21 protein-coding genes are annotated in these 23,133 nt (G+C 35.2%); 9 read left to right on the top strand and 12 right to left on the bottom strand.

Annotated features, from left to right (window positions below; genetic code table 11):
* Positions 1-46 precede the first annotated feature (46 nt).
* The 7 genes from ABJF52_RS15580 to ABJF52_RS15550 form a co-directional block, all read right to left on the bottom strand.
* Complete coding sequence (locus ABJF52_RS15580; RefSeq protein ID WP_348152273.1) at positions 47-907, bottom strand: polysaccharide deacetylase family protein; 861 nt, start codon at positions 905-907, stop codon at positions 47-49.
* Between the two features lie 35 nt (positions 908-942).
* A complete protein-coding gene (locus tag ABJF52_RS15575; RefSeq protein WP_348152271.1) occupies positions 943-1,122 on the bottom strand; it encodes a hypothetical protein in 180 nt (59 codons plus the stop codon).
* A gap of 10 nt (positions 1,123-1,132) precedes the next feature.
* Complete coding sequence (locus ABJF52_RS15570) at positions 1,133-1,705, bottom strand: DinB family protein (protein WP_348152268.1); 573 nt, start codon at positions 1,703-1,705, stop codon at positions 1,133-1,135.
* 53 nt (positions 1,706-1,758) lie between these two features.
* Positions 1,759-2,295 (bottom strand): Crp/Fnr family transcriptional regulator, encoded by a 537-nt coding sequence (locus ABJF52_RS15565; RefSeq protein WP_348152265.1) that lies wholly within the window; start codon positions 2,293-2,295, stop codon positions 1,759-1,761.
* Positions 2,296-2,409: 114 nt separating this feature from the next.
* Positions 2,410-2,841: a DUF4274 domain-containing protein gene (locus ABJF52_RS15560; RefSeq protein ID WP_348152262.1), complete on the bottom strand. Its 432-nt coding sequence runs from the start codon at positions 2,839-2,841 to the stop codon at positions 2,410-2,412.
* A gap of 153 nt (positions 2,842-2,994) precedes the next feature.
* On the bottom strand, positions 2,995-3,609 hold the full coding sequence (locus ABJF52_RS15555) for an abortive infection family protein (RefSeq protein WP_348152261.1): 615 nt from the start codon (positions 3,607-3,609) through the stop codon (positions 2,995-2,997).
* A gap of 500 nt (positions 3,610-4,109) precedes the next feature.
* Positions 4,110-5,294, bottom strand: coding sequence for an acyltransferase family protein (locus ABJF52_RS15550; protein WP_348152259.1), 1,185 nt, complete (start codon positions 5,292-5,294; stop codon positions 4,110-4,112).
* 159 nt (positions 5,295-5,453) lie between these two features.
* Between ABJF52_RS15550 and ABJF52_RS15545 the strand changes: the two genes are divergently transcribed.
* From ABJF52_RS15545 to ABJF52_RS15520, 6 genes are all read left to right on the top strand, one after another.
* Entirely contained in the window at positions 5,454-5,987 is a 534-nt protein-coding gene (locus ABJF52_RS15545; protein WP_348152257.1) for an NAD(P)H-dependent oxidoreductase, read from the top strand.
* Positions 5,988-6,026: 39 nt separating this feature from the next.
* On the top strand, positions 6,027-7,334 hold the full coding sequence (tilS, locus tag ABJF52_RS15540; RefSeq protein ID WP_348152255.1) for a tRNA lysidine(34) synthetase TilS: 1,308 nt from the start codon (positions 6,027-6,029) through the stop codon (positions 7,332-7,334).
* Complete coding sequence (locus ABJF52_RS15535; protein ID WP_348152254.1) at positions 7,334-9,304, top strand: cytochrome c biogenesis protein CcdA; 1,971 nt, start codon at positions 7,334-7,336, stop codon at positions 9,302-9,304. Before tilS ends, ABJF52_RS15535 begins: the two co-directional genes overlap by 1 nt.
* A gap of 69 nt (positions 9,305-9,373) precedes the next feature.
* Positions 9,374-11,767 carry a penicillin acylase family protein gene (locus tag ABJF52_RS15530; RefSeq protein WP_348152252.1) on the top strand — a complete coding sequence of 798 codons (2,394 nt, stop codon included), beginning with the start codon at positions 9,374-9,376 and terminating at the stop codon, positions 11,765-11,767.
* A gap of 8 nt (positions 11,768-11,775) precedes the next feature.
* A complete protein-coding gene (locus tag ABJF52_RS15525; RefSeq protein ID WP_348152251.1) occupies positions 11,776-13,311 on the top strand; it encodes a YifB family Mg chelatase-like AAA ATPase in 1,536 nt (511 codons plus the stop codon).
* A gap of 186 nt (positions 13,312-13,497) precedes the next feature.
* Entirely contained in the window at positions 13,498-13,929 is a 432-nt protein-coding gene (locus ABJF52_RS15520) for a hypothetical protein (protein ID WP_348152249.1), read from the top strand.
* 75 nt (positions 13,930-14,004) lie between these two features.
* Here ABJF52_RS15520 and ABJF52_RS15515 read toward each other — a convergent pair whose 3' ends face one another.
* The gene (locus tag ABJF52_RS15515) at positions 14,005-14,973 is read right to left on the bottom strand and encodes a nucleoside hydrolase (RefSeq protein ID WP_348152246.1); all 969 of its coding nucleotides are present in this window, start codon (positions 14,971-14,973) and stop codon (positions 14,005-14,007) included.
* Positions 14,974-15,164: 191 nt separating this feature from the next.
* Here ABJF52_RS15515 and ABJF52_RS15510 point away from each other — a divergent pair, with 191 nt between their 5' ends.
* From ABJF52_RS15510 to ABJF52_RS15500, 3 genes are read left to right on the top strand one after another with little or no spacing between them, the layout of a single operon-like run.
* Complete coding sequence (locus tag ABJF52_RS15510) at positions 15,165-16,946, top strand: TIR domain-containing protein (protein WP_348152244.1); 1,782 nt, start codon at positions 15,165-15,167, stop codon at positions 16,944-16,946.
* A 50-nt stretch (positions 16,947-16,996) separates the two neighbouring features.
* Positions 16,997-18,142, top strand: a complete 1,146-nt coding sequence (locus tag ABJF52_RS15505; RefSeq protein WP_348152241.1) for a lactonase family protein — start codon at positions 16,997-16,999, stop codon at positions 18,140-18,142.
* A gap of 34 nt (positions 18,143-18,176) precedes the next feature.
* The gene (locus ABJF52_RS15500) at positions 18,177-18,629 is read left to right on the top strand and encodes a GNAT family N-acetyltransferase (protein ID WP_348152238.1); all 453 of its coding nucleotides are present in this window, start codon (positions 18,177-18,179) and stop codon (positions 18,627-18,629) included.
* Between the two features lie 4 nt (positions 18,630-18,633).
* Here the strand turns inward: ABJF52_RS15500 and araD1 are convergent, their stop codons facing one another.
* The 4 genes from araD1 to ABJF52_RS15480 all read right to left on the bottom strand — a co-directional run bounded on the left by araD1 (position 18,634) and on the right by ABJF52_RS15480 (position 23,126).
* Positions 18,634-19,638 carry an AraD1 family protein gene (araD1, locus tag ABJF52_RS15495; RefSeq protein WP_348152236.1) on the bottom strand — a complete coding sequence of 335 codons (1,005 nt, stop codon included), beginning with the start codon at positions 19,636-19,638 and terminating at the stop codon, positions 18,634-18,636.
* A 26-nt stretch (positions 19,639-19,664) separates the two neighbouring features.
* Positions 19,665-20,753 carry a Gfo/Idh/MocA family oxidoreductase gene (locus ABJF52_RS15490; RefSeq protein WP_348152234.1) on the bottom strand — a complete coding sequence of 363 codons (1,089 nt, stop codon included), beginning with the start codon at positions 20,751-20,753 and terminating at the stop codon, positions 19,665-19,667.
* An 84-nt stretch (positions 20,754-20,837) separates the two neighbouring features.
* Positions 20,838-21,659 carry a hypothetical protein gene (locus ABJF52_RS15485; RefSeq protein WP_348152231.1) on the bottom strand — a complete coding sequence of 274 codons (822 nt, stop codon included), beginning with the start codon at positions 21,657-21,659 and terminating at the stop codon, positions 20,838-20,840.
* Positions 21,660-22,562: 903 nt separating this feature from the next.
* Entirely contained in the window at positions 22,563-23,126 is a 564-nt protein-coding gene (locus ABJF52_RS15480; protein WP_348152228.1) for a hypothetical protein, read from the bottom strand.
* Positions 23,127-23,133 lie beyond the last annotated feature (7 nt).

The following is a 23,133-nucleotide window of genomic DNA, read 5'->3' as shown; positions in this document are numbered from 1 at the left end:
TTGCTCTTTAAAAGTAGTCTTAAAACGGCAAGTTTTCCAACTACACTTAAATCCTGTTATTTATATCCTTCCAGGTAATTAATTCAATATTATTTTCTTCAAGAATTAATTGGTTCTCTTTATTCGTAAAAAAGTCAAAATCGATTTGCCTCCACGCAGCACCAAAATTGGGATGATTTACAGTAACGCCTTGCATCTCGTTATCATCGAATGCCGGATGGATTAAAAGTAGGTTTAAACCGCTTTGCAAATCGTTTAATACTGCACTGTAGAAATCACTTAACTTACCAGCTTCAAAATATTTAAACTCGCCCACATAGGTTTTGTCAATGATAAAATCTTCGGCATCAATATTCTCTGCAGGAGGTAAGCCTACCAATTCCATTAATTGCTTGTTTAGTAATACTGGTAAATCGTATTCTTTGCCCAATTCTTTATAGATTTTAAAAAATTGAGTGTCCGAACCCACACTATACATATGCGAATCGATGTGTGTTGGTTTTAGTCCGAATTGTAAGGCTTTATCAATTTGTGCTTTCAACTCTTTTTGTACATGTTCTGGGGAAGCGTTTTCGCGCAACTGCTCTCTTTTCTTATAAAAATGTCCATTACTGTCCACCAAACTTGGGACTTCAGAAATTGGTAAAACGGGTCCGAATTTATAATTCTCCCATTCGCAGGTGAGTGTTAAGTGAATGCCGCAATCGTGGCGGGGATTATTTTTGGCATATTGCGCCATTTCATAAAACCACGGACAGGGAACCATAATACTATAGGAATTTACAAATCCATTCTCTAGCACTTGCATGGTAGCCCTATTTTCGGAATGGGAAAGTCCGGCATCGTCAGCATGTATAATTAATAATTTGCTGTTTGCTGAAAAGCCTAATTTTTGTGCTGCGTTCATATTTTTCTGAGGTGTACTGCCCAAGGTAGTTGTTTCTAATCAGTTTGATTTTCCTTTTTATTGCCCTTATAAAAGATTGCAAATGCTAGTGGTATTCCAATAACTGTTCCCCAACTAATGTCTTTAAAAGTAAAGGCATCATTAAAAATAAAAGAGATGCATTCCAAAATAAAAATTACAATAACACCTGATAAAAAATACTGGACTTTTTTCATGATTTTGACTTTAGTTTAATTGTTTGGGCGCAGGCATTTTACTATTCAATACATTGTTCGCTTGTAATATATGGCGTTCGTTATGATATACTACTACTCGAAATGTATCTCCGATTCTTAATTTAATTAATTTTGAAATACTTATTGCTGTTTTAATTTTGTTTAAATCTACGGCTCTCGATTTGTCCAAAAGATTCAGGATTTTTTCTTGCTGAGCAATAAAGCGGTTCATGGTAGTTTTGTCTAAAGTGCTGCCTATTGGGTTTTTATCTTTAAAGGTTTTCATCTTGTTCAACTTTTCTTTGGGGAGCATACTTTTTGCAAAATAGTTCCCTAAAACACCGGATTTAAAATTTTCTTTGGGTTGCGTTTTTGAACTTTCCATGCGCTTCTTGAGTTCAGGAATATAGAAATCTCCGTATAAGTTTAAATGCTCAAAACATTCTAAAATGCTCCAACTGTCATTGGCAACTCGCCAATTCAATGTTTCGGTAGGGAGTGATTTAAATTTTTCGGCTTCATTAATATGTTTGCGCGTGCGCTCAATTAAATCTTGTAGTAATGTTTCTGCATGTAGTACCATTATTTTTTTAGCTCAAAATTCGATGTTCTGTTGTTCAAAAACATTGATTTAAATTAAGACTTTTTAATTCGTGATAAGGTTTCTGGTGTCATTCGTAAGTAAGAGGCAATATATTTATTGGGAATTTCTTGAAACAATTGCGGACTTCTGGCTAAAACTCTTTTGTAGCGTTCTAAAGGTGAGGAAGTCAAAATATCGCGTTCTCTTTCCATTTGCTGGAAAATTAAATTCTCCAGCAATGTATTCCATATTTTGGTGTTTGCGGGTGAGCTTTCAACAAATGCAATAAAAGTGGTTTTATTAATGACTCTTACTACTGTTTTTTTGATGGCCTGAATGTATAAATCAGATGGTTTTTCACTGATAAAAGAGTCCAACGCAGCAATAAAATTATTTTTATATCCAAAGCGAATTATACTTTCTTCATAGTCATCTAACGCATAGATTCGTAAACTTCCGCTAACCACAAAATAAAGGTTGGTATCAACACTACCCTTAACTTTTAGGAATTCTTTTCGGTTGACTACAAGTTGTTTTTCCCATAAATTTTGCTGGTCAATTTTTGCTATGAAGTTGGTGATTGGGTTCATTGTTTGTATTTCAAAGGTCTCAGACCTGTATTTAAGTCTTAGTTTGTTAATAGCATTTTAAAAATACCCTAATGGCTTTTTACCATGTACTCCATTTTTCAATTCAGCAGGAATTTACCAAATATCCAGTTTAGTATTCCAATCCGTTTTATAACCTTCCTCTTTTGGTATAAACTTAAATCGACTTTTTGCAAAATCATCTGCCCTATACCTCTTTAAGATGCTTTGCAGTAAATTCCATATATCTTTTTCATATTCGTTTATTGTTTCGGCTGTAAAATCGAAATAATAGTCTGGTTCTGAATTCCAAAAAATTTTACAAGCTGTTCCTTTGTCACATTTTGGACTATCGATTATCCATTGTAAAACAATTGGACCGTCATCCCAATTACATATGTCTGCTAAATAATATTGCTCAGCTGAATTTAATGATTTAAACTTCTGGTAATCAGGAATGTAATCCTCATTATTTTCAATATCATCATTGGATGTAAATTGGAAAAAGTTTCTTTTAATCAATACTATTTTATGTGGACGAACAATCATTTAGATTTATCTTATTTTATAGTTATTGTTCTTTTCTTATGTTTAGAAGAAAATAATCCTAGTTATAGTTAATAGCGGTAATAATGTTTTTTTTTAAACGCGCAGAACGTGTTTTTAATTTTATAATTATGCTTGCATAGGTTCTTAAAAATTTTAAAACGGTAGATCTTGCCAATCAGCCGTTTCTACTTCGATTTTTATGTTTTCTTGTTCAATTGTTTTTTCAATAGTCTCAATAAATTTTATCGAGTTTGTGATATTATTGAAAATAAGAACACTTTCAGAATAATTTAAAATTTTATTATCGTGAGCGAAACTTCTATTGTTTCTAATATCATTAAATGCTTCTATGACGTGGATAGAATATTTTAAAATCCTTTCAGTCATTTTAGATTCTATTTTTTCATTAGCTACAATGTACTTTACATATTTACCAAATATTGCATTAAGAGATTCATCTTTTTTAATTTCAATATTATGATTCTCACATAGTTGCCTGATAAATTTCATAACGTATGTATGTAACCTGTCTAAAGCAACTTCAGGCTCATTTTTATCTATGCTTTCTCGTATAGATTTTGCAAGCAGATTGAAATCTCTATCATCTTCAATTTCATTTATTACATCAATTTCCTCAACAATTGTTTCTTCTTTTAATCTACTTGCAATTTTTAAACACTCGTTATAAATGTTTTTATCTTTCTCAAAATCGAATCCGTCTTCTTTTGCAATTGCCTTAGTGTACCAATAATCTATAAGTGCGGTCAAAAGTTCTCCTACTTTATAGCTCGGTTCTTCACTAAAAAATCCTCTAAGTCTATTTGCCTTAGAACCACTCGCATAAAAGTATTTGTCGTCATAAATATTGATACGGATACTATCGTAAATAAATTCCTAAAAGGTTCTATTGGAGAAATCCAGTACGTAACCCGATGGCATATTAAATAATTTTTCAATTAAAAATTTCTCTTTATATTGTAATTCAGCCAATTTTAGGTTCTTTTTTTAATTCTACTTAGCGTACAGATAAACAAACATGTTTATTTATCCCCAGTCTCTAAATTTCTTACAAATCGGCAACTAAACCAACTACATTTTAAGTAAACGATTACAAAGTTTTTAACATAAGGTGTTGAAATGTAGTCGCATAGCAATCGTGTCGGAGGACTACAAAAAATTTAAAATGTGAATTCTGAAGTCACTTCGAGTGTCTGCTTTTTTCAGTGGAGGTATGGAGAAGGAGTACTAGTTAAAAAAAGAAGAGAATCTTAATTCTTAGCAAAACCCAACACTTGCAGTGTTTTGGTAACTACTGCTTTTAAAACACGTTGCACGTGTATTGCAACAGTTTCTACAAAACGCCACAATTGCTTTTGTACCACCGCTAATTTCGATTTTAGGGCAACTTCATGTTTATCGTAAAGCAATGCCATATAGGAACAAGTAATCATGAAGGCTATAGCGCCTACAATCACCACCACCGGATTCAACGCATGATTGAAAAAGCGATACAAGCCTAAACCGGTAAAACTTCCGTAAAGAATAATAAAATGAATGACATAAATGGATAAGGTGTTCTGCCCAATGCGCAAAAAAGTTGCATTTAATACATACTTCCGCGCCAACATAAATAAGGCAAAGGCTACCAAAACATCACCCAAACGAATAAACAGATAATTATTAAGCGCTATGGCATTAAACAATTGAATGTCTGTTGCAACATACAACCAATCCAATAATGGCGACGAGGTGAATATAAGTAGCAGACCTGCAACTGCTGCAATGGGAATGGCATAGGTATACAACTTTGCACTTTCGCGATACCGATAAAAAAGCACCGATAAAAAAGCGCCAAAACTGGCATAGCCAAACCATGGAATAATGGTAAATACCGACCCATTGGCTTTGCTAAAATAGTTGGCAATAGCATTGGGTAAGGCAGCGAAATTGGCTGATTTATACAGTGGTTCAAATGCAAAAAGCAATAGCGTAGTGGCTAGCAAAACAATCGATAAAAGCCATTTTTTACTTTTTGAAGTTAGTAGGTAGATTGCAATAATCCCCAGAATAGAAAGGCCGATACAATGCAAAACATCTACCAATAAAAACCCATGGTAAATTTTGCCTTGCAGCAGTCCAAAAATATTAGAACGCAGTAAATAGCCAATAAAAATAAGTTGTACGCCGCGGCGTATTCCTTTTTTAATCCGTGGGTTATCGAATCCTTTTTGTGGTACTTTTATTAACAGGTAGGTGAAAATAAATCCAGATACTGTAAAGAATATAGGAGCGGTAATGCCTCTAAAGTATTTCCAAATGCTGTAAACGATATTGGAATTATCCCGAAAAGCATCTGCCAGAAGTCCGTCTATAAAATGACCTTGCAGCATCATCAGAATAGCCCATGCGCGCATGGCATCAATAAAATACAGTCTGTTTTTATTCCTTTCCACAGAATAGTTTTACTTGCTCAGCATCTGTTTTTTAAACGCTGGTCTGTTTTTAGTACGCAGTCCACTGGTTTAAAGCAGATTTGCGCCGCAAAATTATACAAAATTTGCTCATAATACTTTGTAATGCGCTATTTTTGTAACAACCTTTAAAACGAGATTATGTCAACTATATTGGCCTTCGCAGGCAGTAATTCAAGTACTTCAGTAAATTTTAAATTAGTAAAATACACGGCTTCGCTATTAGCAGGGCATAAAGTGGAATTGTTGAACTTAGCGAATTACCCTTTTCCAATGTATAGCGAAGATGTTGAAAAGGAAAGTGGATTTTCAAATTCTCTGGTTGAATTTAGAGGATATATTTCCAATGCAGATGGCGTAATCATTTCTGTTAACGAGCATAATGGCAATGTTTCGGCATATTTTAAAAATCTTACCGATTGGTTATCGCGACTAGATTTAAATTTCTTAAAAGATAAAAAGGTATTATTAATGAGCGCCTCACCAGGCAAAAGAGGTGCTATTGGTGCATTAAAAGCTACCGAGCAAATTTTACCACGTTTTGGTGCGGCCTCGGTTACTACTTTTTCACTGCCTTCTTTTTTTCAAAATTTTGATGAAGCAAAGGGTATTGTTGATGCTGATTTAGCCGAAGCTCATGCAGCTGTTGTAAAACAATTTGTGGAGAGCCTTTAAGAATAGGATCACTAAACTACATTGTGTAACTTTGGGCTTATGTTGGCCGAATTTAAAACCCATTTTCAAAATAATTTTGAAAGTTTAAAAGACGACACTTTTTTACTTGCCATTAGTGGTGGTATCGATAGTGTGGTTTTGGCGCATTTATTATTTAAGTGCAATATTAAATTTGCCTTGGCGCACTGCAATTTTCAATTGCGGGGCGAAGAAAGTGATAAAGACGAGTTGCTGATTCATGATTTATCGGAACAATATAATTGTAAATTACATGTAACTACTTTTAATACAGATGGTTATGCTGATGCGCATAAAGTTTCCATACAAATGGCAGCGCGGGAATTACGCTACCCTTGGTTTGCTGAAATAGTACGTGATTTTGGGTATAAAACGGTACTTACAGCGCATCATGCTGATGATAACTTAGAGACTTTTTTAATTAATTTATCGCGTGGTACGGGTATTGAAGGATTAACAGGAATGCCCGAAAAAACAGAAGCTTTAGCACGCCCATTACTTATATTTTCCAGAGCTCAAATTGCAGCATATGCAGAGGCTGAAAACCTTACTTGGCGCGAAGATGCTAGTAATGCAGATACCAAATACCTTCGGAATAAGATTCGACATGATATTTTACCTACCTTAAAAACGTTGCATCCTACTTTTGAGGCAAATTTCGAGCATACCTTAGCACACTTACAGGGCAGTGCGGCCTTACTAAAAAATTATATTGGTGAAGTAAAAAAGAGATTGTTTGTGGCCAAAGAAGGGGTGGATTACATTTCAATTCAAGAATTACAGCAATTAGAACCCTTGGATGCCTATTTGTATGAACTTTTTAATCCATACGGATTTACATCCTATACTGATATTCGAAATTTACTGACTGCTTTGAGCGGAAAAGAAGTGTTTTCGAAAACCCATCGTTTATTAAAAGATCGTGAGCATTTGCTATTACAAGAAATTGAAACTAGTGATGATCAGAATTATTTTTTGGAAGATGGAGTCACCGAAATTAATCATCCTATAAAATTATCGGTGTCAGCAGCTGAAAACATTGTATTTAGTGATGATGCCAACATACTTTTTGTAGATAAAAAAACGTTAAAGTATCCGTTGGTAGTAAGAAAGCGACAAGAAGGCGACTACTTTTATCCTTTGGGAATGAAAGGGAAGAAAAAAGTATCTAAATTTTTCAAGGATGAGAAAATGGATATGATTGCCAAAGAGCAACAATGGCTGCTTTTTTCGGACAACAAATTAGTATGGATTATAGGAAAACGAGCGGATGAACGCTTTAAAGTTACCGATAGTTCAACCAGCATATTAAAATTTACTTTGCACTAATGCGACACAAATTATTTTACGTATTATTTTTTCTCATCGGATTTAGTTCGTTTGCTCAAGACGATGAAAATCCTGTTTTGTGGTCACAAGAATTGAATAAAATATCGGATACGGAATATGAATTAATTATCTCAGGAAAAATACATGAAGGTTGGCATGTGTATTCACAATTTACTGCCGATGGCGGGTCGATGCCTTCCGAATTTACATTTCATAATGTGGATGAGCATTTTGAATTGGTGGGGAATACTAGCGAAAGTGAAACCCTAACGGAATACAGTGAAATCTTTGAAGTCGACGAAACCTTTTTTAAGAAAGATGCGGTTTTTAAACAGCATATTAAATTATTAAATCCTGATGTGCGCCAAATTGATGTAAACCTTTGGTACCAGGTATGTAAAGAAGTTTGTATTCCAGCTGAAGCCGATTTTAGTTTTGTACTCGACGGTGGGGCTGTTGTAAAAACTGAGAAAACAGTGGATGAAAAAAGTCTGGCTATGGGCGAAAACCTAAAACTCGATTTAAAAAATAAAGAACGTTTGGTGTCCACTGAAGATACTGTGGCAGGAGGGTCTAGCAAATGGATGATTTTTGGTTTGGGCTTTTTAGGCGGATTAATTGCTTTATTGACCCCGTGCGTATTTCCAATGATTCCGTTAACCGTTTCGTTTTTTACAAAGCATTCAGGCAACAAGAAAAAGGGCATTGCCAATGCTATTTTATATGGCTTTTTTATTGTGGTGATATACTTTTTACTAAGTCTGCCTTTTCATTTATTCGATTCGGTAGATTCTCAAATATTAAATACCATAGCGACTAACATTTGGCTAAACTTGGCCTTCTTTTTAATCTTTGTATTCTTTGCTTTTTCATTTTTTGGTTATTACGAATTAACCTTACCAAGTTCTTGGGCGAATAAAATGGATTCCGCCTCTTCTAAAGTAGGTGGCGTTTTAGGCATATTTTTTATGGCAGTTACCTTAGCCATTGTTTCGTTCTCTTGTACAGGTCCTATTTTAGGTGGATTGTTAGGCGGAACAGTATTGGGCGAGGGTGATGTTGCTGCTAATCTTTCTGCCGGGATGACAGGCTTTGGCGTTGCCTTGGCATTTCCATTTGCGTTGTTTGCTTTGTTTCCGGCATGGTTAAATTCATTGCCGAAATCTGGTGGTTGGATGACTACTGTAAAAGTTGTACTAGGATTTTTAGAATTGGCGCTGGCATTTAAGTTCTTATCCAATGCTGATTTAGTAGGTGGATGGGACTTTTTAAAGCGTGAAGTTTTTATTGCTATTTGGATTGTTCTTTTCGTGTTACTTGCTTTATATCTTTTCGGAATATTTCGTTTTCCTCATGATGGTCCAAAACAAAAATTATCTACGCCACGTAAAGCTACTGGGGTATTAAGCGTACTTTTTGTCTTGTATTTATCACTCGGTTTAATGAATACCGTACAGCTAAAGTTATTCGGATTTTTACCTCCTGATTTTTATACGCTCGCAGAAAAAGAAACGGATTGTCCGTTAGGATTAAATTGCTTTAAAGATTTTGAGGAAGGAGTTGCTTTTGCTAAAAAAGAGAACAAACCAATTTTATTAGATTTTACAGGCTGGGCATGTGTCAATTGCCGTAAAATGGAAGAAAATGTTTGGAGTGAACCTGATATTTTTTCGATTATAAACGAAGATTATGTTTTAATATCGCTCTATGTAGATGACCGAAAAGAACTCAACGAAGCCCAGAAATTCAATTTTCAATACGATTCAGGTAGAGTGAAATCTATTGAAACAATAGGGCAGAAGTGGGGTACTTTTCAAACCATTAATTTTAATGCAGCTTCGCAACCTTATTATGTTTTACTTTCTCCTGATTTTGAAGTCTTAAATTCAGCGGTACAATATACCGATGCAGCGGAATATAAATTGTGGCTCGAAAATGGATTGAAAACATTTCTATCTGCTGAGAAATAAGAAATTCTGACACATTTTTCTCTTTTATTTTCATAGAATAGTTTTACCTTAGGGTGTAAACTACCTCCAATGCGAATACTAAAAATAATAGGATGGCTGCTTTTAGCGCTAATCGCCATTCTAGCTGTACTTACAATCTATTTTAAGGTTTCACTTTCCCCTGATTATGAAGGTTCTAAAGATTTAATCGGACTTACTAATGCCGTAAATGTACATTACGACACCTACGGTATCCCTCATATTTATGCTGAAGATGAAGTTGATGCGATGCGTACTTTAGGGTATGTGCATGCTCAAGATCGCCTATGGCAAATGGAATTGTTGCGACGTATAGGCAGTGGTGGCTTATCAGAAGTATTTGGAGCTGATTTAATTCCCACGGATAAAATGTTTCTTTCCTTAGGTATTGATGATAATACCGATGAACTTATTTCTAAGTTAGATATGCATAGTCCGCCAGTGATTATGGCAAACGCATATTTAGATGGAATTAATCAATTTATAGCAGAAGGGCCAACTCCTGTTGAATATTACCTTACGGGTTTAGATAAAACCGAATTCCAGTTAAAAGATGTTTACAATACCATTGGCTATATGGCTTTTAGTTTTGCGATGGCTCAGAAAACGGATCCATTATTGACCAACATTAAGGATAAATTAGGCGTAGCCTATTTACAAGATTTAGCTATCGATGCAGATACCACAACTGTGTTGCTTAAAAACCATCCGGGTACACCGTACACTACTATTTCCAATTCCATAACTGCTATGGCTACAAAGGCCTTGGATAAATTGCCCGTTCCTCAATTGGAAGGCAGTAATAGTTGGGTGATAGGACCAGAGAAAACTAAAAACGGGAAAGTGATTTTTGCGAATGATCCCCATATCGGATTTGCACAGCCTTCGGTATGGTACGAAGTTCATGTGGTGGCTTCAAATTTTGAAATTTACGGATACCATATAGCAGGGATGCCTTTTCCGCTGTTAGGTCATAATCGAGATATCGCTTATGGTTTAACCATGTTCGAAAATGATGATATCGATTTTTATTACGAAGAGCTCAATCCAGAAAAAACCAAATACAAAACTGAAAACGGTTGGGATGACCTTCAGAAAGTATCTAAAATTATAAAAGTAAAAGATGCTGATGATGTGCTTTTTGAATTTCATAAAACGAGACATGGTGCGCTAGTAAATGAGGTCTACAATACAATAGACACTGAACGACCGGTTAGCATGTCATGGGTATATACCCAGGCAGAGGGTAAGGTTTTAGATGCTTTGTATGGTATTTCTCGAGCAACCGATTTAAACACTTTTAAGACCGCTTTGCCCAATATTCATGCACCGGGACTCAATATTATGTATGGAGATGCCAAGGGAAATGTAGGGTGGTTTGCAACAGCGAAATTGTATAATATGCCCGATAGTACAAGTACCAAGTTTATTTTAGATGGTACAACAGGAAAAGATGAACACTTGAACTTTTACGACTTTTCACAGAATCCGCAAGCTGTAAATCCTGAAACTAATTATGTATATTCGGCTAATAATCAACCGGATTCTATAAACGGTAAATATTATCCCGGATATTATCTGCCGGAAAATAGAGCCAAACGAATTACAGAATTATTGGATGCTAAAAGCGATTGGGATATACAAACGGCTAGCGAGATGTTGAACGATGTAACCTCTGCTGTAAATCCGTCTATAATTAAAAACCTAGAAACCGCTGTTGATGCAAAACAATTGAGCGAAGCTGAAACTGTTGTTTTGGATAAACTAAGCAATTGGGATGCAAATTATACTTTAAAAAATACAGATGGGGCATTATTTCATCGTTGGTTGTTCTTAGTTATGAAAAAATCGTTGTTTGATGAATTGGGGGAAGCGCAGTTTTCGCAACTAATTCTAACGCATTTCTTTAAACGTATGATTGCACCGTATATCGCAAATGATACTTCTGTATGGTGGGATGATATTAATACTTCGGATATAAAAGAATCTAGAGAAACGATTGTTACAACAGCTTTTAAGGAAGCTTATGCATCGTTGGTGAAAGATTTTGGTGACGATGCTTCACAGTGGACCTGGGATAAAGTACATACCATAGAACACGGACATCCCTTAGGGCAAGTTGAAGCCTTGCAGGAATATTTTAATGTGGGGCCTTTTCCAATTAATGGAACTAGAGAAGTGATAAATAACCTGGGTTTTAATTATTCCAACGAAGGATTTTTTAAAGTGAAATCCGGACCTTCTACACGGCGACTCATCGATTTTTCTGATGTTGAAAATAGCTTGAGTATCCTTCCTACAGGGCAATCTGGTAATTTGTTAAGTCCTCATTATCAAGACCAAGCGGAGATGTATACCAAGGGAGAATTCAGAAAAATGATGCTGAATAAAGCCGAAATTCAATCAACTTCAAAATCTTTACTTACATTTAAGCCTACAGAATAGTTACGTGTATGCTTACAAAAGTTTACGGAAGTGCCGTCTTTGGGGTTGAGGCTACAACGATTACCGTTGAAGTCAATATCGATATTGGAGTAGGTTACCATCTGGTTGGTCTGCCCGATAATGCTATTAAGGAAAGTAATTATAGAATAGCGGCTGCATTACTAAATAACGGCTATAAAATTCCGGGTAAGAAAATCACGATAAACATGGCTCCGGCCGATATGCGAAAAGAAGGTTCTGCCTATGACCTTACTTTGGCCTTGGGAATTTTAACGGCGTCAAATCAAATTCAGTCTGAAAATTTAGAGCAATATTTAATTATGGGTGAGCTTTCTTTAGATGGAAGTTTGCAACCTATAAAAGGAGCTTTGCCGATTGCGGTAAAAGCAAAGGAAGAAGGATTTAAAGGATTTATTTTACCAAGTGAAAATGCAAAAGAGGCCGCAATAGTTTCCGATTTAAAAGTATATGGTGTAGACAATATAAAACAGGTGATTGACTTTTTTGACACTGGCGCCCCATTAGAACAAACGATTGTTGATACCCGAGCAGAGTTTTATAAAAGTCTAGATTTTCCTGAATTCGATTTCTCTGATGTAAAGGGACAAGAAAGTATAAAACGCTGTATGGAGATTGCCGCAGCGGGTGGTCATAATATCATACTTATTGGCCCACCGGGATCTGGAAAGACCATGTTGGCCAAACGCTTACCTTCTATTTTACCACCGATGACACTACATGAAGCTTTAGAAACAACTAAAATTCATAGCGTTGTGGGTAAGGTGAAGAATACAGGATTAATGAGTCAGCGTCCGTTCAGAAGTCCCCATCATACTATTTCGGATGTTGCCCTCGTCGGCGGCGGTGCCTATCCGCAACCGGGAGAAATTTCGCTTTCACATAATGGAGTTTTGTTCTTAGATGAATTGCCAGAATTTAAAAGAGGCGTATTGGAAGTAATGCGACAACCGCTAGAAGATCGGGAGGTAACGATATCGCGAGCACGTTTTACCGTAACCTATCCGAGTAGCTTTATGTTGGTGGCTAGTATGAATCCGAGTCCCGGTGGTTATTTTAATGACCCCGATGCACCGGTAACCTCATCACCAGCAGAAATGCAACGGTATCTGGGAAAGATATCAGGACCTTTATTGGATCGTATTGATATTCATATTGAAGTAACACCAGTGCCTTTTGAAAAGCTCTCTGAAGAACGAAAAGGAGAGGGGAGTGTAGATATTCGAAAACGAGTAACTGCAGCACGTGAATTACAAACCGTTCGCTTTGCAGTTTTAGAAAATGTGCATTATAACGCCCAGATGAATACCAAACAGATTCGTGAATATTGTAAGTTGGATGAGGCTTCTAAATTGCTATTGAAAAATGCTATGGAACGCTTGAATCTTTCTGCACGCGCCTATGACCGAATTTTAAAAGTTGCCCGAACTATTGCGGATTTAGAAAATAGCAAAGAAGTTTCGGGCAATCATATTGCGGAAGCCATCCAGTATCGTAGTCTAGATAGAGAAGGCTGGTTGGGGTAGAATTATTTTATTTATTTGGTCTCAAACTTCTTTTAGTCAATTCGAATTTTTCGCGAAATTGAATGTTGATTAATTGGGATGGTTTGTTAATAATTTAAAATACCTATTTTTTATTGCTCTAGAATGCCCTTATATATTATAGTCTTTAATTTTTTGTATTTTATAAAGAGCAAAATTTTTTATAGCATGAGTATCAAGTCATATTTCATTTATTTATGGATTGTATTAATTCTTAGCTGTTCTAATTCAGATGAATCTCCTTCAACAGGAACGCATTTCGAACCACCCTCATGGATTATTGGTATTTGGGAAGAAACCATGCCAATATTTTCGAATAATCCTCGAATCTATGAATTTACTTCCAACAATTTTATACATAGATCATGGCCCGGATCCACTGAGGGTTTAGATTATAATAAATCAATAAATAACATGTTTACACATAAAATTGTGGAGCGAAATCACGATACGACATATGAAATTGATTTGTATATAAGCGGAGATGAACCTACAACTTTTTGGAAGTTTATTAAGATTTCAAATTTAGAAATTAATTGCTGGTTAAAAGATGGACTTTTAAATGCTCCACAAGAATTTAATCTAATAAAACTTAATTAAACGATTGTGCAATTATATATCCAAGTAGTTTTACGTTTATCGTAGTCTGGATAGAGAGGGTTGCTTGGGGTAGATTTATTTTATTTCAAGAATTAAATTATCCATAGCTCTTGCAATAGCATCCGGGTTTACACTTTCTTTTATGGACACAATGGTATGCTTTTTGGTTGGCAGTTGTTCGCCAGCATTCCATTTATTGCTACCATCGTCTGCTACAGATACATATCCATTCGAATTGAAGTCAAAATAGTTCGATGAAGTTTCATCATCTAAAAGCATAACTGCCACTTGATCCCAAGCGGGTCTCCCTGCGAAATTATTGTACAATTCATACCCTAAATAAACGGGGTTATTTTTGTTTAATTTGGATTTTAAATAGGCTCCTCCAGTTCGAATTTTATTGCCTACTTCCCAACCGCAAAATACAACTTCTTTTTCCCAATTGGCTATACAATATACTGTAGAAGTAGGGTCAGGTCGATAAAAATTAGCTTCTTTGCCTTCGGGATACGTACCTCCCATACAGAGCCATTTTTTAACCTTTTTTGTGGCTAACTCTTTACCTGATAATGTTGAGATATCATCAGCTTTAGATTGTAATAAATTCTGAAAACTCGTTAAATGACCTACAGTAATAATTACGACGGAGTTATCTTCACTTTCCGCTAAGAGCTTTCGGTATAATCGTGCTGATTCTGTTGTCTGGCTCAATGCATGTATATCCTTTGGAAAAGAATTGCTTACTTGTTTGGTGTATTTTGAAAAATTTTCAAGGTTCTTCTGTTCTTTTAAAAATCCTATAGGAATATCTGGTTGATTGTAGAAAGTATTTATAGCATCAACACCTTGATACGAATAGGAATCGTTACTTGTGACAACAACACCCAGTAATTCTATTTTTCCTAATTGTTGATAGGCATGTAGCATGGCTAAAGCTTGTACATCGTCTACATCAGAATCAATGTCGGTATCGAAGATGACCTTGGTTTGAGCCGAACAAGTTATTGTGAGAAATAGTAATAGGGCTGGGAAAATAAATTTCATTAAAATAATAGCTTAAAATAGAAAAATATAAATTTTTGTTGGCTCTGAATGATATGCTAAATAGTGCATGGTTAAAGTTATAAAGGTCGACTGTTGAAAACAATGTTTTTCAAACAATTGTAAAGCGCAAAGCATGCTTATATTTGTTTAACAAGTAATCTGTTGAATTCTACTACAAATTTGTTTGAGAAATGAGTCGGAAGACCAATATTTTTGCGATTTACGCTTGGGAAGATAAAAATGCTTTATTGCAAATAAGACAATCTTTGAGTGCATTAGAAGCGAATGAAACCATAAATATATGGGCCGATGACCCTATTTTACCGGGGCAAGAATGGAAGCCTAAGGTAGCTTCTCATATGGATTTTGCTGATGTTTTTCTGCTTTTTGTGAGTACAGATTTTATGAAATCGAAGTTTGTTCAGCAATTAGAATTTAAAAATGTAATTGATAAATATAAAGCGAATGATGCGGTAGTGATACCCATATTAGTAGATGATTGTCAATGGCAAATAGATTTTAAATCAGACGAATATGATTTTAATCTGAATGAATTACAAGTTTTGCCGAATCCAAAAAAGCCCATTGAAAACTGGACCTTACCGGAAGATGCTTTTAATGCTATTGAGACAGATTTAAAAAAGGTAATTGCTTCGGTTCGTGGTGAAAGTGTTGAAGAGGCACCTGAAGTAGAAGAAGTAGTTTCTGAAGTAGCAGAAATAATTCCTACTAAAATAGTTGAGGATCAATTAGAACTTAGTTTTTTTGATGAAGTTGATACAAATGAAGATAGTATAGCTGCTCAAAATCGCGATGCTGAGGCTGAACGATTACTTGAAGAGGCAGCAGCTAAAAAGCGAGCAGCAGCTGAACAAGAAAAGGCAGCAGCAATAGCAGCTGAAAAGCAGACTATTGCTCTTGAGCAACAACGAATAGCAGCTGAGAAAGAAGTACAGCGAAAGGCCGAAGAAGAAAAGAGAATTTTAGCGGAACAAGAAGCACAAAAAAAACTTGAACGCGAGCAGCAAGTGCAAGCTGAAGCTGAAAAGGCAGCACAATTAAAAGCTGAGCAAGATAAATTAAAACAAGAAGAACAAGAAGCGCAACAAAAAGCGGCTGCAGAAAAGCAAAAGGCTGAGGAAGCTGAGAGAATTGCTACAATAAAGGCAGCTGAAGAAGAGCGTCTATTTTTAGAAGAAGAAGCGCAAAGAGAAGCAGAGGAGGAGCGAAGGATTATTGAACAGGCTGAAGCAAATGCTGCTTATCAGGAGCATGAAGAGGACAATGAAGAAAGTATTGAGGAGTACGAACAAGAAGAAGATTCGACTTCGAGTAAAAAAAGTCTCTTAGTATTGGCAGGCGTGCTACTATTGGGAGTAGCGTTTTATGTTTTTTATGATTCCGATGGCGATACGAAAGAAACAGCGCCAGTACCACCAGAAACTAATACAGAGGTGGTAGAAGATGCCATGAGCACAGAAGATGCAGAAGTTAGTGCTGAAGCTGATGAAGAAACGAATGATGAAACTATTCAAGAAGAATCGGTAGCTGAAACGCCTGATGAAACAAATGTTACAGTAGACAATTCAAATTTTATGGATTTAGAAGTTGGCGATTCTTATGCAGGTGGAATTGTTTTTGAAATTGATAAGTCCAATAAAACAGCTTTAGTTGCACAAGCCAAAGATGCTGGTCCAATGTCATGGAAAAGTGCCATGAAAATTAATGAGCAATTGGGTGAGGATTGGCGATTACCCACGCAAGATGAATTAAAAACTATGTATAACACTATTGGTAAAGGAGGCGATAATAGTGGTGGTTTTACTGAAGAATTGTACTGGAGTTCAACCTTATACCAGAAAATACAATCCCGCATGGTTCGCTTTAGTGATGGTAATATGTCGTTTCATTATAGCAATGTGCGCGAATCGCGAAAATTTCTTGTTCGAGCAATCAAAAAAATTAGTGCATAATTTTAGAATTTAAAGTAACTTGACATTCTCATTTATAAAAAGCTCAATTTATGAAAATGAATATTCAAAGGATTCTAAAAAGCCTTCTACTCATTTCTGTTATTATGATTTCACAAGTTAATTTAGCTCAGGATACTAAAACATTACTATTTGCTGGTTCATATACCGGTAACGTTCCCGGTGAAGCGATTCATGTATTTGAATTTGATGCTACTAATGGCAGCTTAACAGAAATAAATAAAGTTACAGATGTTGTTAATGCTTCTTATTTAGCCGTTTCGCACAGTGGTGATTATTTATATGCTGTTACAGAGTCTAAATTAGAAACGAGCGGTAATGTCTCAGCTTTTACTATTGATAGCAATACGGGAGCGCTTAAGTTCATAAATAAGCAAACTACGGATGGTAGAAACCCTGCACATTTAAATATTTATAAAGACGATAATTATATCGTAAGTGCCAATTATACCGATGCGGTTGTTAATCTCTATGAAATTAATGCAGATGGGAGTTTAAAACCATCGGATCAGTTTATTAAATTGACAGGTAGTAGCACCGTATTACCGAATCAGGAAATGGCTCATGCGCATTCCAGTAATTTCTCACCAGATAGTAAGTTTTTATATGTAATGGATTTAGGGGCGGATAAGATAATAGCCTATAAATTTGATGCTGCCAAAACTCCGAAACTTGAAGAGCTTAAAGACAAAACATTTTCGGCTATCCCTGGTAGTGGTCCTAGACACTATACTTTTCACCCAAATGGCAAGTTTGGCTATTGTATAAACGAGTTAAGTGGCATGGTTTCTTCTTTTTCTTATAAAGATGGGAAATTAACACCATTAGAAAGTTATTCATCGGTAGTAGAGAAGCATGAAAAATATGCGGGTGCCGATATTCATATTTCTAAGGATGGTAAATTTCTATACGCCTCAAACCGAAGAGAAAATAGTATTTCTATCTTTAAAATTGATACTACAGACGGTAGTTTGAGTATAGTGGGACATGAATCTACTTACGGAGATCATCCAAGAAGTTTTGTTATTGATGCTACGAATAACTATTTGTTGGTAGCGAACCAGAATTCTGGCAACATTGTAACCTACAAAAGAGATACTGAAACTGGTAAACTGACAAAACTTGAAAAAGAAACTCAGTTGAAAGCACCAGCTAGCTTGAAGATGAAGGTGTATTAAAAGACATTAGTTTTATATCCAAATAGTTTTAATAGTGATTACACTTAAAAGAACCGACTCCGATAATAAAGATTTTATACAATTAGTTAAGGCTTTGGATGCGGATTTAGCTGCATATTATAAAGAAGAAATTTTATTCTACGATGCATTAAATAATATAGATTTTATAAAATCAGCTGTAGTTGTATATAATGAAAATGATGACCCAATTGGTTGCGGTGGAATTAAAAAATATTCCCAAACTGAAGTGGAAATAAAAAGAATGTATGTACAATCCGAATATCGCGGTAAAGGGATTTCTTCCATTCTATTACAAGAATTAGAGAACTGGGCAAAAGAACAACATTATAAAAAATGTGTACTAGAAACATTAAAAGAGAAACCTTATGCGATAAAATTTTATGAAAAGAACGATTATAAGGAAACTTCTAATTTTGGAGAGTACATAAATGCCGAGAATAGTATCTGTTTTGAAAAGAATTTGTAAAAGGCTATTGTAATTTATTAACCGAAATCATCACCTCTTTATCTGATTTTATTGTTAGTGGATTTATTAATGCTCTTCCCATCCCATACCATTGTACCAGCATTTCATCATCTTGTTGTAATGCAATGCCTTCGCCAAAACTGAAGGCGTCTGCACCAAAAAAGTGAATATGTGCTTGATTGGGTAAACAATGGTTTTCATATTTAAAATGATGGTATTCTAAATTCTCAAGGCTATGCGACATGTTTGATTCCCCTGTTTTAATAGACTTTTCCCAAAGTGCTTTTCCGTTTCTGAATACTTGAACTTTTCCCGAAATATTATTAAAATCTTCAGTAATATTTAATTCTGGACCAATGGAACAATTTCGAATTTTAGAGGGAGCCAAATACAGATAGTTTTTACGTTCCATTACATGGTCAGAAAACTCATTGGCAGTTGCGAATCCAATACGCCATGGTGTACCGTTTTTATCATTGATGTAAATACCTGCAATTTCAGGTTCTTCGCCACCATCATTACCGTAATTAGGAATTTTTAATGGTTGGCCGTGCGCTTTTAAAACTGAACCATTGCCTTTATAAAACCATTCGGGCTGAATTCCAATTTCCCCTTTTTCAGGTTTGCCACCTTCAACACCCATAAAATAAATCTTCATGCTATCAGTTACATCACTTTCAGCTGCTGCCTCGTGCATTTTTTGTCGGTTTTCAGCACTTGCCTTATGGGTGAGTCCTGTACCGGCTAACATCAGGTTATTTACATTGGTCGGATGATCAAATGCTGGTAACAACTGCCATTCCGAAGTTCCATGATAAATAGTATCATATTCTAAAAGCTTATCCGATAGATAATCATTAATCAACTTACTTAGTAATCTTCCGCTTTCAATAACAAATGCCGCTAACTCATAGACGGATGTAAATTTGTCGATTAACCGCAAATTGGGTTCTTCCACAAAAGCAATTTTTCTACCTTCTTCAGGGTGATATATTTGAACTAATCGCATCTTTTTAGTAACCTACTTTAAACTTCTTATAATTTGACTTGACAATTTTGCGCTGCGGACTTATACACTGCTTCAACAACAGTAATGTCTCGCAAGCCTTCTTCACCAGGTACGATTAAATCGGTGCCATTTATTAAAGCCAGGGCATCGTCATCCATTTGCTTAGCTTGTTGATTTTCAATAGGAAAATTAATAATCGTGCCATCGGACATACTGCCATTGTTACCGCGATACGAAGAATGTGGTTCCATTTGTAAGGAGCCTTTTTCGTAAATAACTTTTAAGTAATTCATTGATATTCCATAGCTCGTATGACAAGAAGCTCTAGCACCACTTGGAAATTCCAATTGAAACATAGCAGATTCCTCTACTTCGTGATATATTTCTGGGCGTGTTGTAAATGTATTGGCTAAAACTGCTATTGGTTCTTCTCCGGTTGCTAAACGAGCGCCTTGTATTGCATAAACACCCATATCGCCCATAACTCCACCACCCATTTCTTTTTGTTGTTTCCAATGGTTTGTTCTTCCATCGAAATAACCTGCTGCGGAATTTATCATTTTAACTTTGCCAAAGGGTTGTTCTTTGCCAACTTTCATATACGCTTGAATATTTGGATCGTGCTGACAACGATAGCCGATGGATAATTTCACATTGTTGTCTTTACAAGCTTTTATCATAGCCTCACAATCAGCAACTGTTGGTGCCATAGGTTTTTCACACCACACATGTTTGCCGGCTTTTGCCGCTCTAATGGTATATTCGGCGTGCATAGATGGCGGTAAAACTACATAGACCACATCGATATCATCATTGTTTGCAATTTTATCGAAATCATCATATGTATAAATATTTTTGTCATTCAGATTATATTTCTCTTTCCAAACAGGAATTTTTTCAGGACTGCCGGTGACAATACCTTTTAATTCGCAGTGTTTAGTTAGCTGTAGGGCAGGAGCGAGTAAATCGGTACTGTAATAACCTAGGCCCACTAAGGCTACACCTAATTTTTTCTGTTGAGGTAGAATACTACCGAAGGCGAAATTTGGTAGAATTGTTGTTGAAGCTGCAATGATTCCAGCTTTTTTGATAAAATTTCTTCGTGGTTTTTCCATTGTGTGTTGAATTGATGGTAGAAATTACAACAATGGTTTCAAAAAACAATGGGAAAATTTGAGGATATAATTGAAGAATAGATATTATTCTTTCACATTGATTAAAACTGCTTCACAACTTTTTAAATCGGAGTTTAAAACGATATTTTCAGAAGTTTTTCCATCCGTTATTTCAATAGAAACGGTGTTTGGAGGAAATTTACCTAAGTTATGTGCATATAAGAAAAGATCATTCGCTTTATTTGGGTCTAAAGTTAATTCAACCTTTTTCTTATAATATTCAAGTGAATATTTGGATATCACTGCTTCCCCGTTTAAATATATCGAGACGATATCTCCATCTTTTCTACTATGATCCCAGATATAGATATTTATTTTGTCACTTGCGACCGACATTTCATTAACGTACGTAAGTTTTCGGCCATCGAAGGTATCACGAACAGCTGGCTCTTTGACTACTTCTTCAGTAACAATTTTCTTAGGTCGTGGTAATTTTTTAATCGTAAAAAAAGGCGTAGCATATTTAGCGATGCTTTTTTTGTTATCAGGAAATAGTTCAATGCCGATAACTCTATAATTATCTCCATTTTGTAAACCACGGTCCACGGTAATTTTATTTACAAAACCATTGTTTTCAAAAATTCCTAATTCCTGAACAACCATGTCATCTTTAGAAAGATAGAATTTTATAGTTTTATTCGGAGGAATATTTTTTGTGTCCCATTTTAACTCAACAGTACTAGGAGCTTCCCATACGGTACCCGTTGTAGGGTAGTTAATTTTTATGGAAGTTTTAGGCAACACTATATCCTGAAAGCTCGTTTGTACTACATTAAAACTATTTGCCTGTAATATTGAGCTTCCGGAAAGTAGAAGTACTAAAAAAGTAAAAAAACGCTGCATCATTTTAAATAGTGCTGTTTTACACAATACTAGTAAAACGTAAAATTCACACTCATATTGCCAATAAAACCCGAAGGTTTTTACATTAGATAAGGTGTTGTGGCCGAGAAGAATTAAGTTCTCGACCTACCCAACAACCTTTTTATTGTATGCATTTTATTATGCTAGCTAAACTTTCTTTAAAAGAAAAGAATGTATAGCGACCAGCAAAAACAAAATCCGCAGTATGAATAGACTAAGTAATCGTTTATTGTAGTTTTATTTTCCATAATAATGGGTTTTATTTATATATAGAAAACTTGGAAAAGGAGCTTTTGTAGTTTCTCAATCTATGAAATGGTAGAATACTCGTTTTGGGGTGCGGAGTCCCGTTAAACGGTTTTTATGATCTATAAAGGGAAAAAGTGAAATCACGCCAAAACCTTGCAATACGGCACTTAATCGATGAATGGATGTTGCTAAAACTGCTAATTTTCTCTGAAATTGTATCTTTTTGAATTTATAGAATACAGTTTATCCAGAGGTTTTTACATTTGATAGATGTTCGAAAATTCTTGTAATTACCGCTTATGTAGTTTTGCAAGCGTGCCTAAATAACAGCAATTAATGCTTTTAGTGTATTATATATTAATTGCGATCCCATTTGGTTCAATAAAAGTAAATTAAACTGCATAAATACCTTAAAGATTAGAATCTAATGAAATCGATAGTAATAAAGCTCTTATAAAGGATTACATACGAATTCAGCTTATTCTATATGGGAATTATAAATAGGGGATAAAATAGCGCTAAAAGGACAGGAAAATGCACTTTAAATGGAAATTTAATAAGCCATTAGCTTAGAATATATAAGATAAAAAAAAAGCTTTGCATTATGCAAAGCTTTAGTACGTATTAAGATTTTAACTAAAGTTGAAATTCTCCGTTATTGTTTTCTTCTTTATCATATTTTGAGGCTACAAAAGCATCTTTTAGAATATATGCAGCCACAATCAAAATTCCCAATATTAGTAGGGGTATCGCAAATTGCCATTGAAGGATGTTCAGTAAGGTACCGGCAATTATAGCTAAAGTTCCTACAACCATTGCAAAATTCCATAAGATTTGAGTCATACTATTTCGTGCTCTTCTATCTTCGTCTAGAAAATATGCAGTGCCCTCTAAAAAGAACCATGTTAAAAAAGAAATGGCTATAACCACTTGAAAAACAACGGTATATTCGAATTCCATAATTTGAAGTATTCCATTCCCAATCCAAAATACTACCAATACTAATTTGACATAATCAACAAAGTGTTTGTCGATTTTTTTCCAAAAGCGAATACTATATAGAATTCCAATTCCTGAAAAGGCTACAAGTAAAATTTCGCTAGCAAATTGCCAATGTAATACCTGCATCAAAATACCGACGAGAAATAGTGCTATTAAAATGCGTAGTGGTGTGCGTAAAATTTTCTTTGCGAATGCCATAATGTAA

The sequence above is a fragment of the Aurantibacter sp. genome, from assembly GCF_039941195.1.
Lineage (GTDB): Bacteria > Bacteroidota > Bacteroidia > Flavobacteriales > Flavobacteriaceae > Aurantibacter_A.
Note: the sequence above shows the minus strand (reverse complement) of the source record. Positions and strands in the feature narration are given on the sequence as shown.

Bases quoted from the DNA above. Each gene is read 5' to 3' on its own strand.
- ABJF52_RS15570 (WP_348152268.1), bottom strand. From the start codon at position 1,705: ATGGTACTACATGCAGAAACATTACTACAAGATTTAATTGAGCGCACG.
- ABJF52_RS15580 (WP_348152273.1), bottom strand. From the start codon at position 907: ATGAACGCAGCACAAAAATTAGGCTTTTCAGCAAACAGCAAATTATTA.
- ABJF52_RS15525 (WP_348152251.1), top strand. From the start codon at position 11,776: ATGCTTACAAAAGTTTACGGAAGTGCCGTCTTTGGGGTTGAGGCTACA.
- ABJF52_RS15485 (WP_348152231.1), bottom strand. From the start codon at position 21,659: ATGATGCAGCGTTTTTTTACTTTTTTAGTACTTCTACTTTCCGGAAGC.
- araD1 (WP_348152236.1), bottom strand. From the start codon at position 19,638: ATGCGATTAGTTCAAATATATCACCCTGAAGAAGGTAGAAAAATTGCT.
- ABJF52_RS15480 (WP_348152228.1), bottom strand. From the start codon at position 23,126: ATGGCATTCGCAAAGAAAATTTTACGCACACCACTACGCATTTTAATA.
- ABJF52_RS15510 (WP_348152244.1), top strand. From the start codon at position 15,165: ATGAGTCGGAAGACCAATATTTTTGCGATTTACGCTTGGGAAGATAAA.
- ABJF52_RS15575 (WP_348152271.1), bottom strand. From the start codon at position 1,122: ATGAAAAAAGTCCAGTATTTTTTATCAGGTGTTATTGTAATTTTTATT.
- ABJF52_RS15535 (WP_348152254.1), top strand. From the start codon at position 7,334: ATGCGACACAAATTATTTTACGTATTATTTTTTCTCATCGGATTTAGT.
- ABJF52_RS15560 (WP_348152262.1), bottom strand. From the start codon at position 2,841: ATGATTGTTCGTCCACATAAAATAGTATTGATTAAAAGAAACTTTTTC.
- ABJF52_RS15520 (WP_348152249.1), top strand. From the start codon at position 13,498: ATGAGTATCAAGTCATATTTCATTTATTTATGGATTGTATTAATTCTT.
- ABJF52_RS15515 (WP_348152246.1), bottom strand. From the start codon at position 14,973: ATGAAATTTATTTTCCCAGCCCTATTACTATTTCTCACAATAACTTGT.
- ABJF52_RS15565 (WP_348152265.1), bottom strand. From the start codon at position 2,295: ATGAACCCAATCACCAACTTCATAGCAAAAATTGACCAGCAAAATTTA.
- tilS (WP_348152255.1), top strand. From the start codon at position 6,027: ATGTTGGCCGAATTTAAAACCCATTTTCAAAATAATTTTGAAAGTTTA.
- ABJF52_RS15530 (WP_348152252.1), top strand. From the start codon at position 9,374: ATGCGAATACTAAAAATAATAGGATGGCTGCTTTTAGCGCTAATCGCC.
- ABJF52_RS15505 (WP_348152241.1), top strand. From the start codon at position 16,997: ATGAAAATGAATATTCAAAGGATTCTAAAAAGCCTTCTACTCATTTCT.
- ABJF52_RS15545 (WP_348152257.1), top strand. From the start codon at position 5,454: ATGTCAACTATATTGGCCTTCGCAGGCAGTAATTCAAGTACTTCAGTA.
- ABJF52_RS15490 (WP_348152234.1), bottom strand. From the start codon at position 20,753: ATGGAAAAACCACGAAGAAATTTTATCAAAAAAGCTGGAATCATTGCA.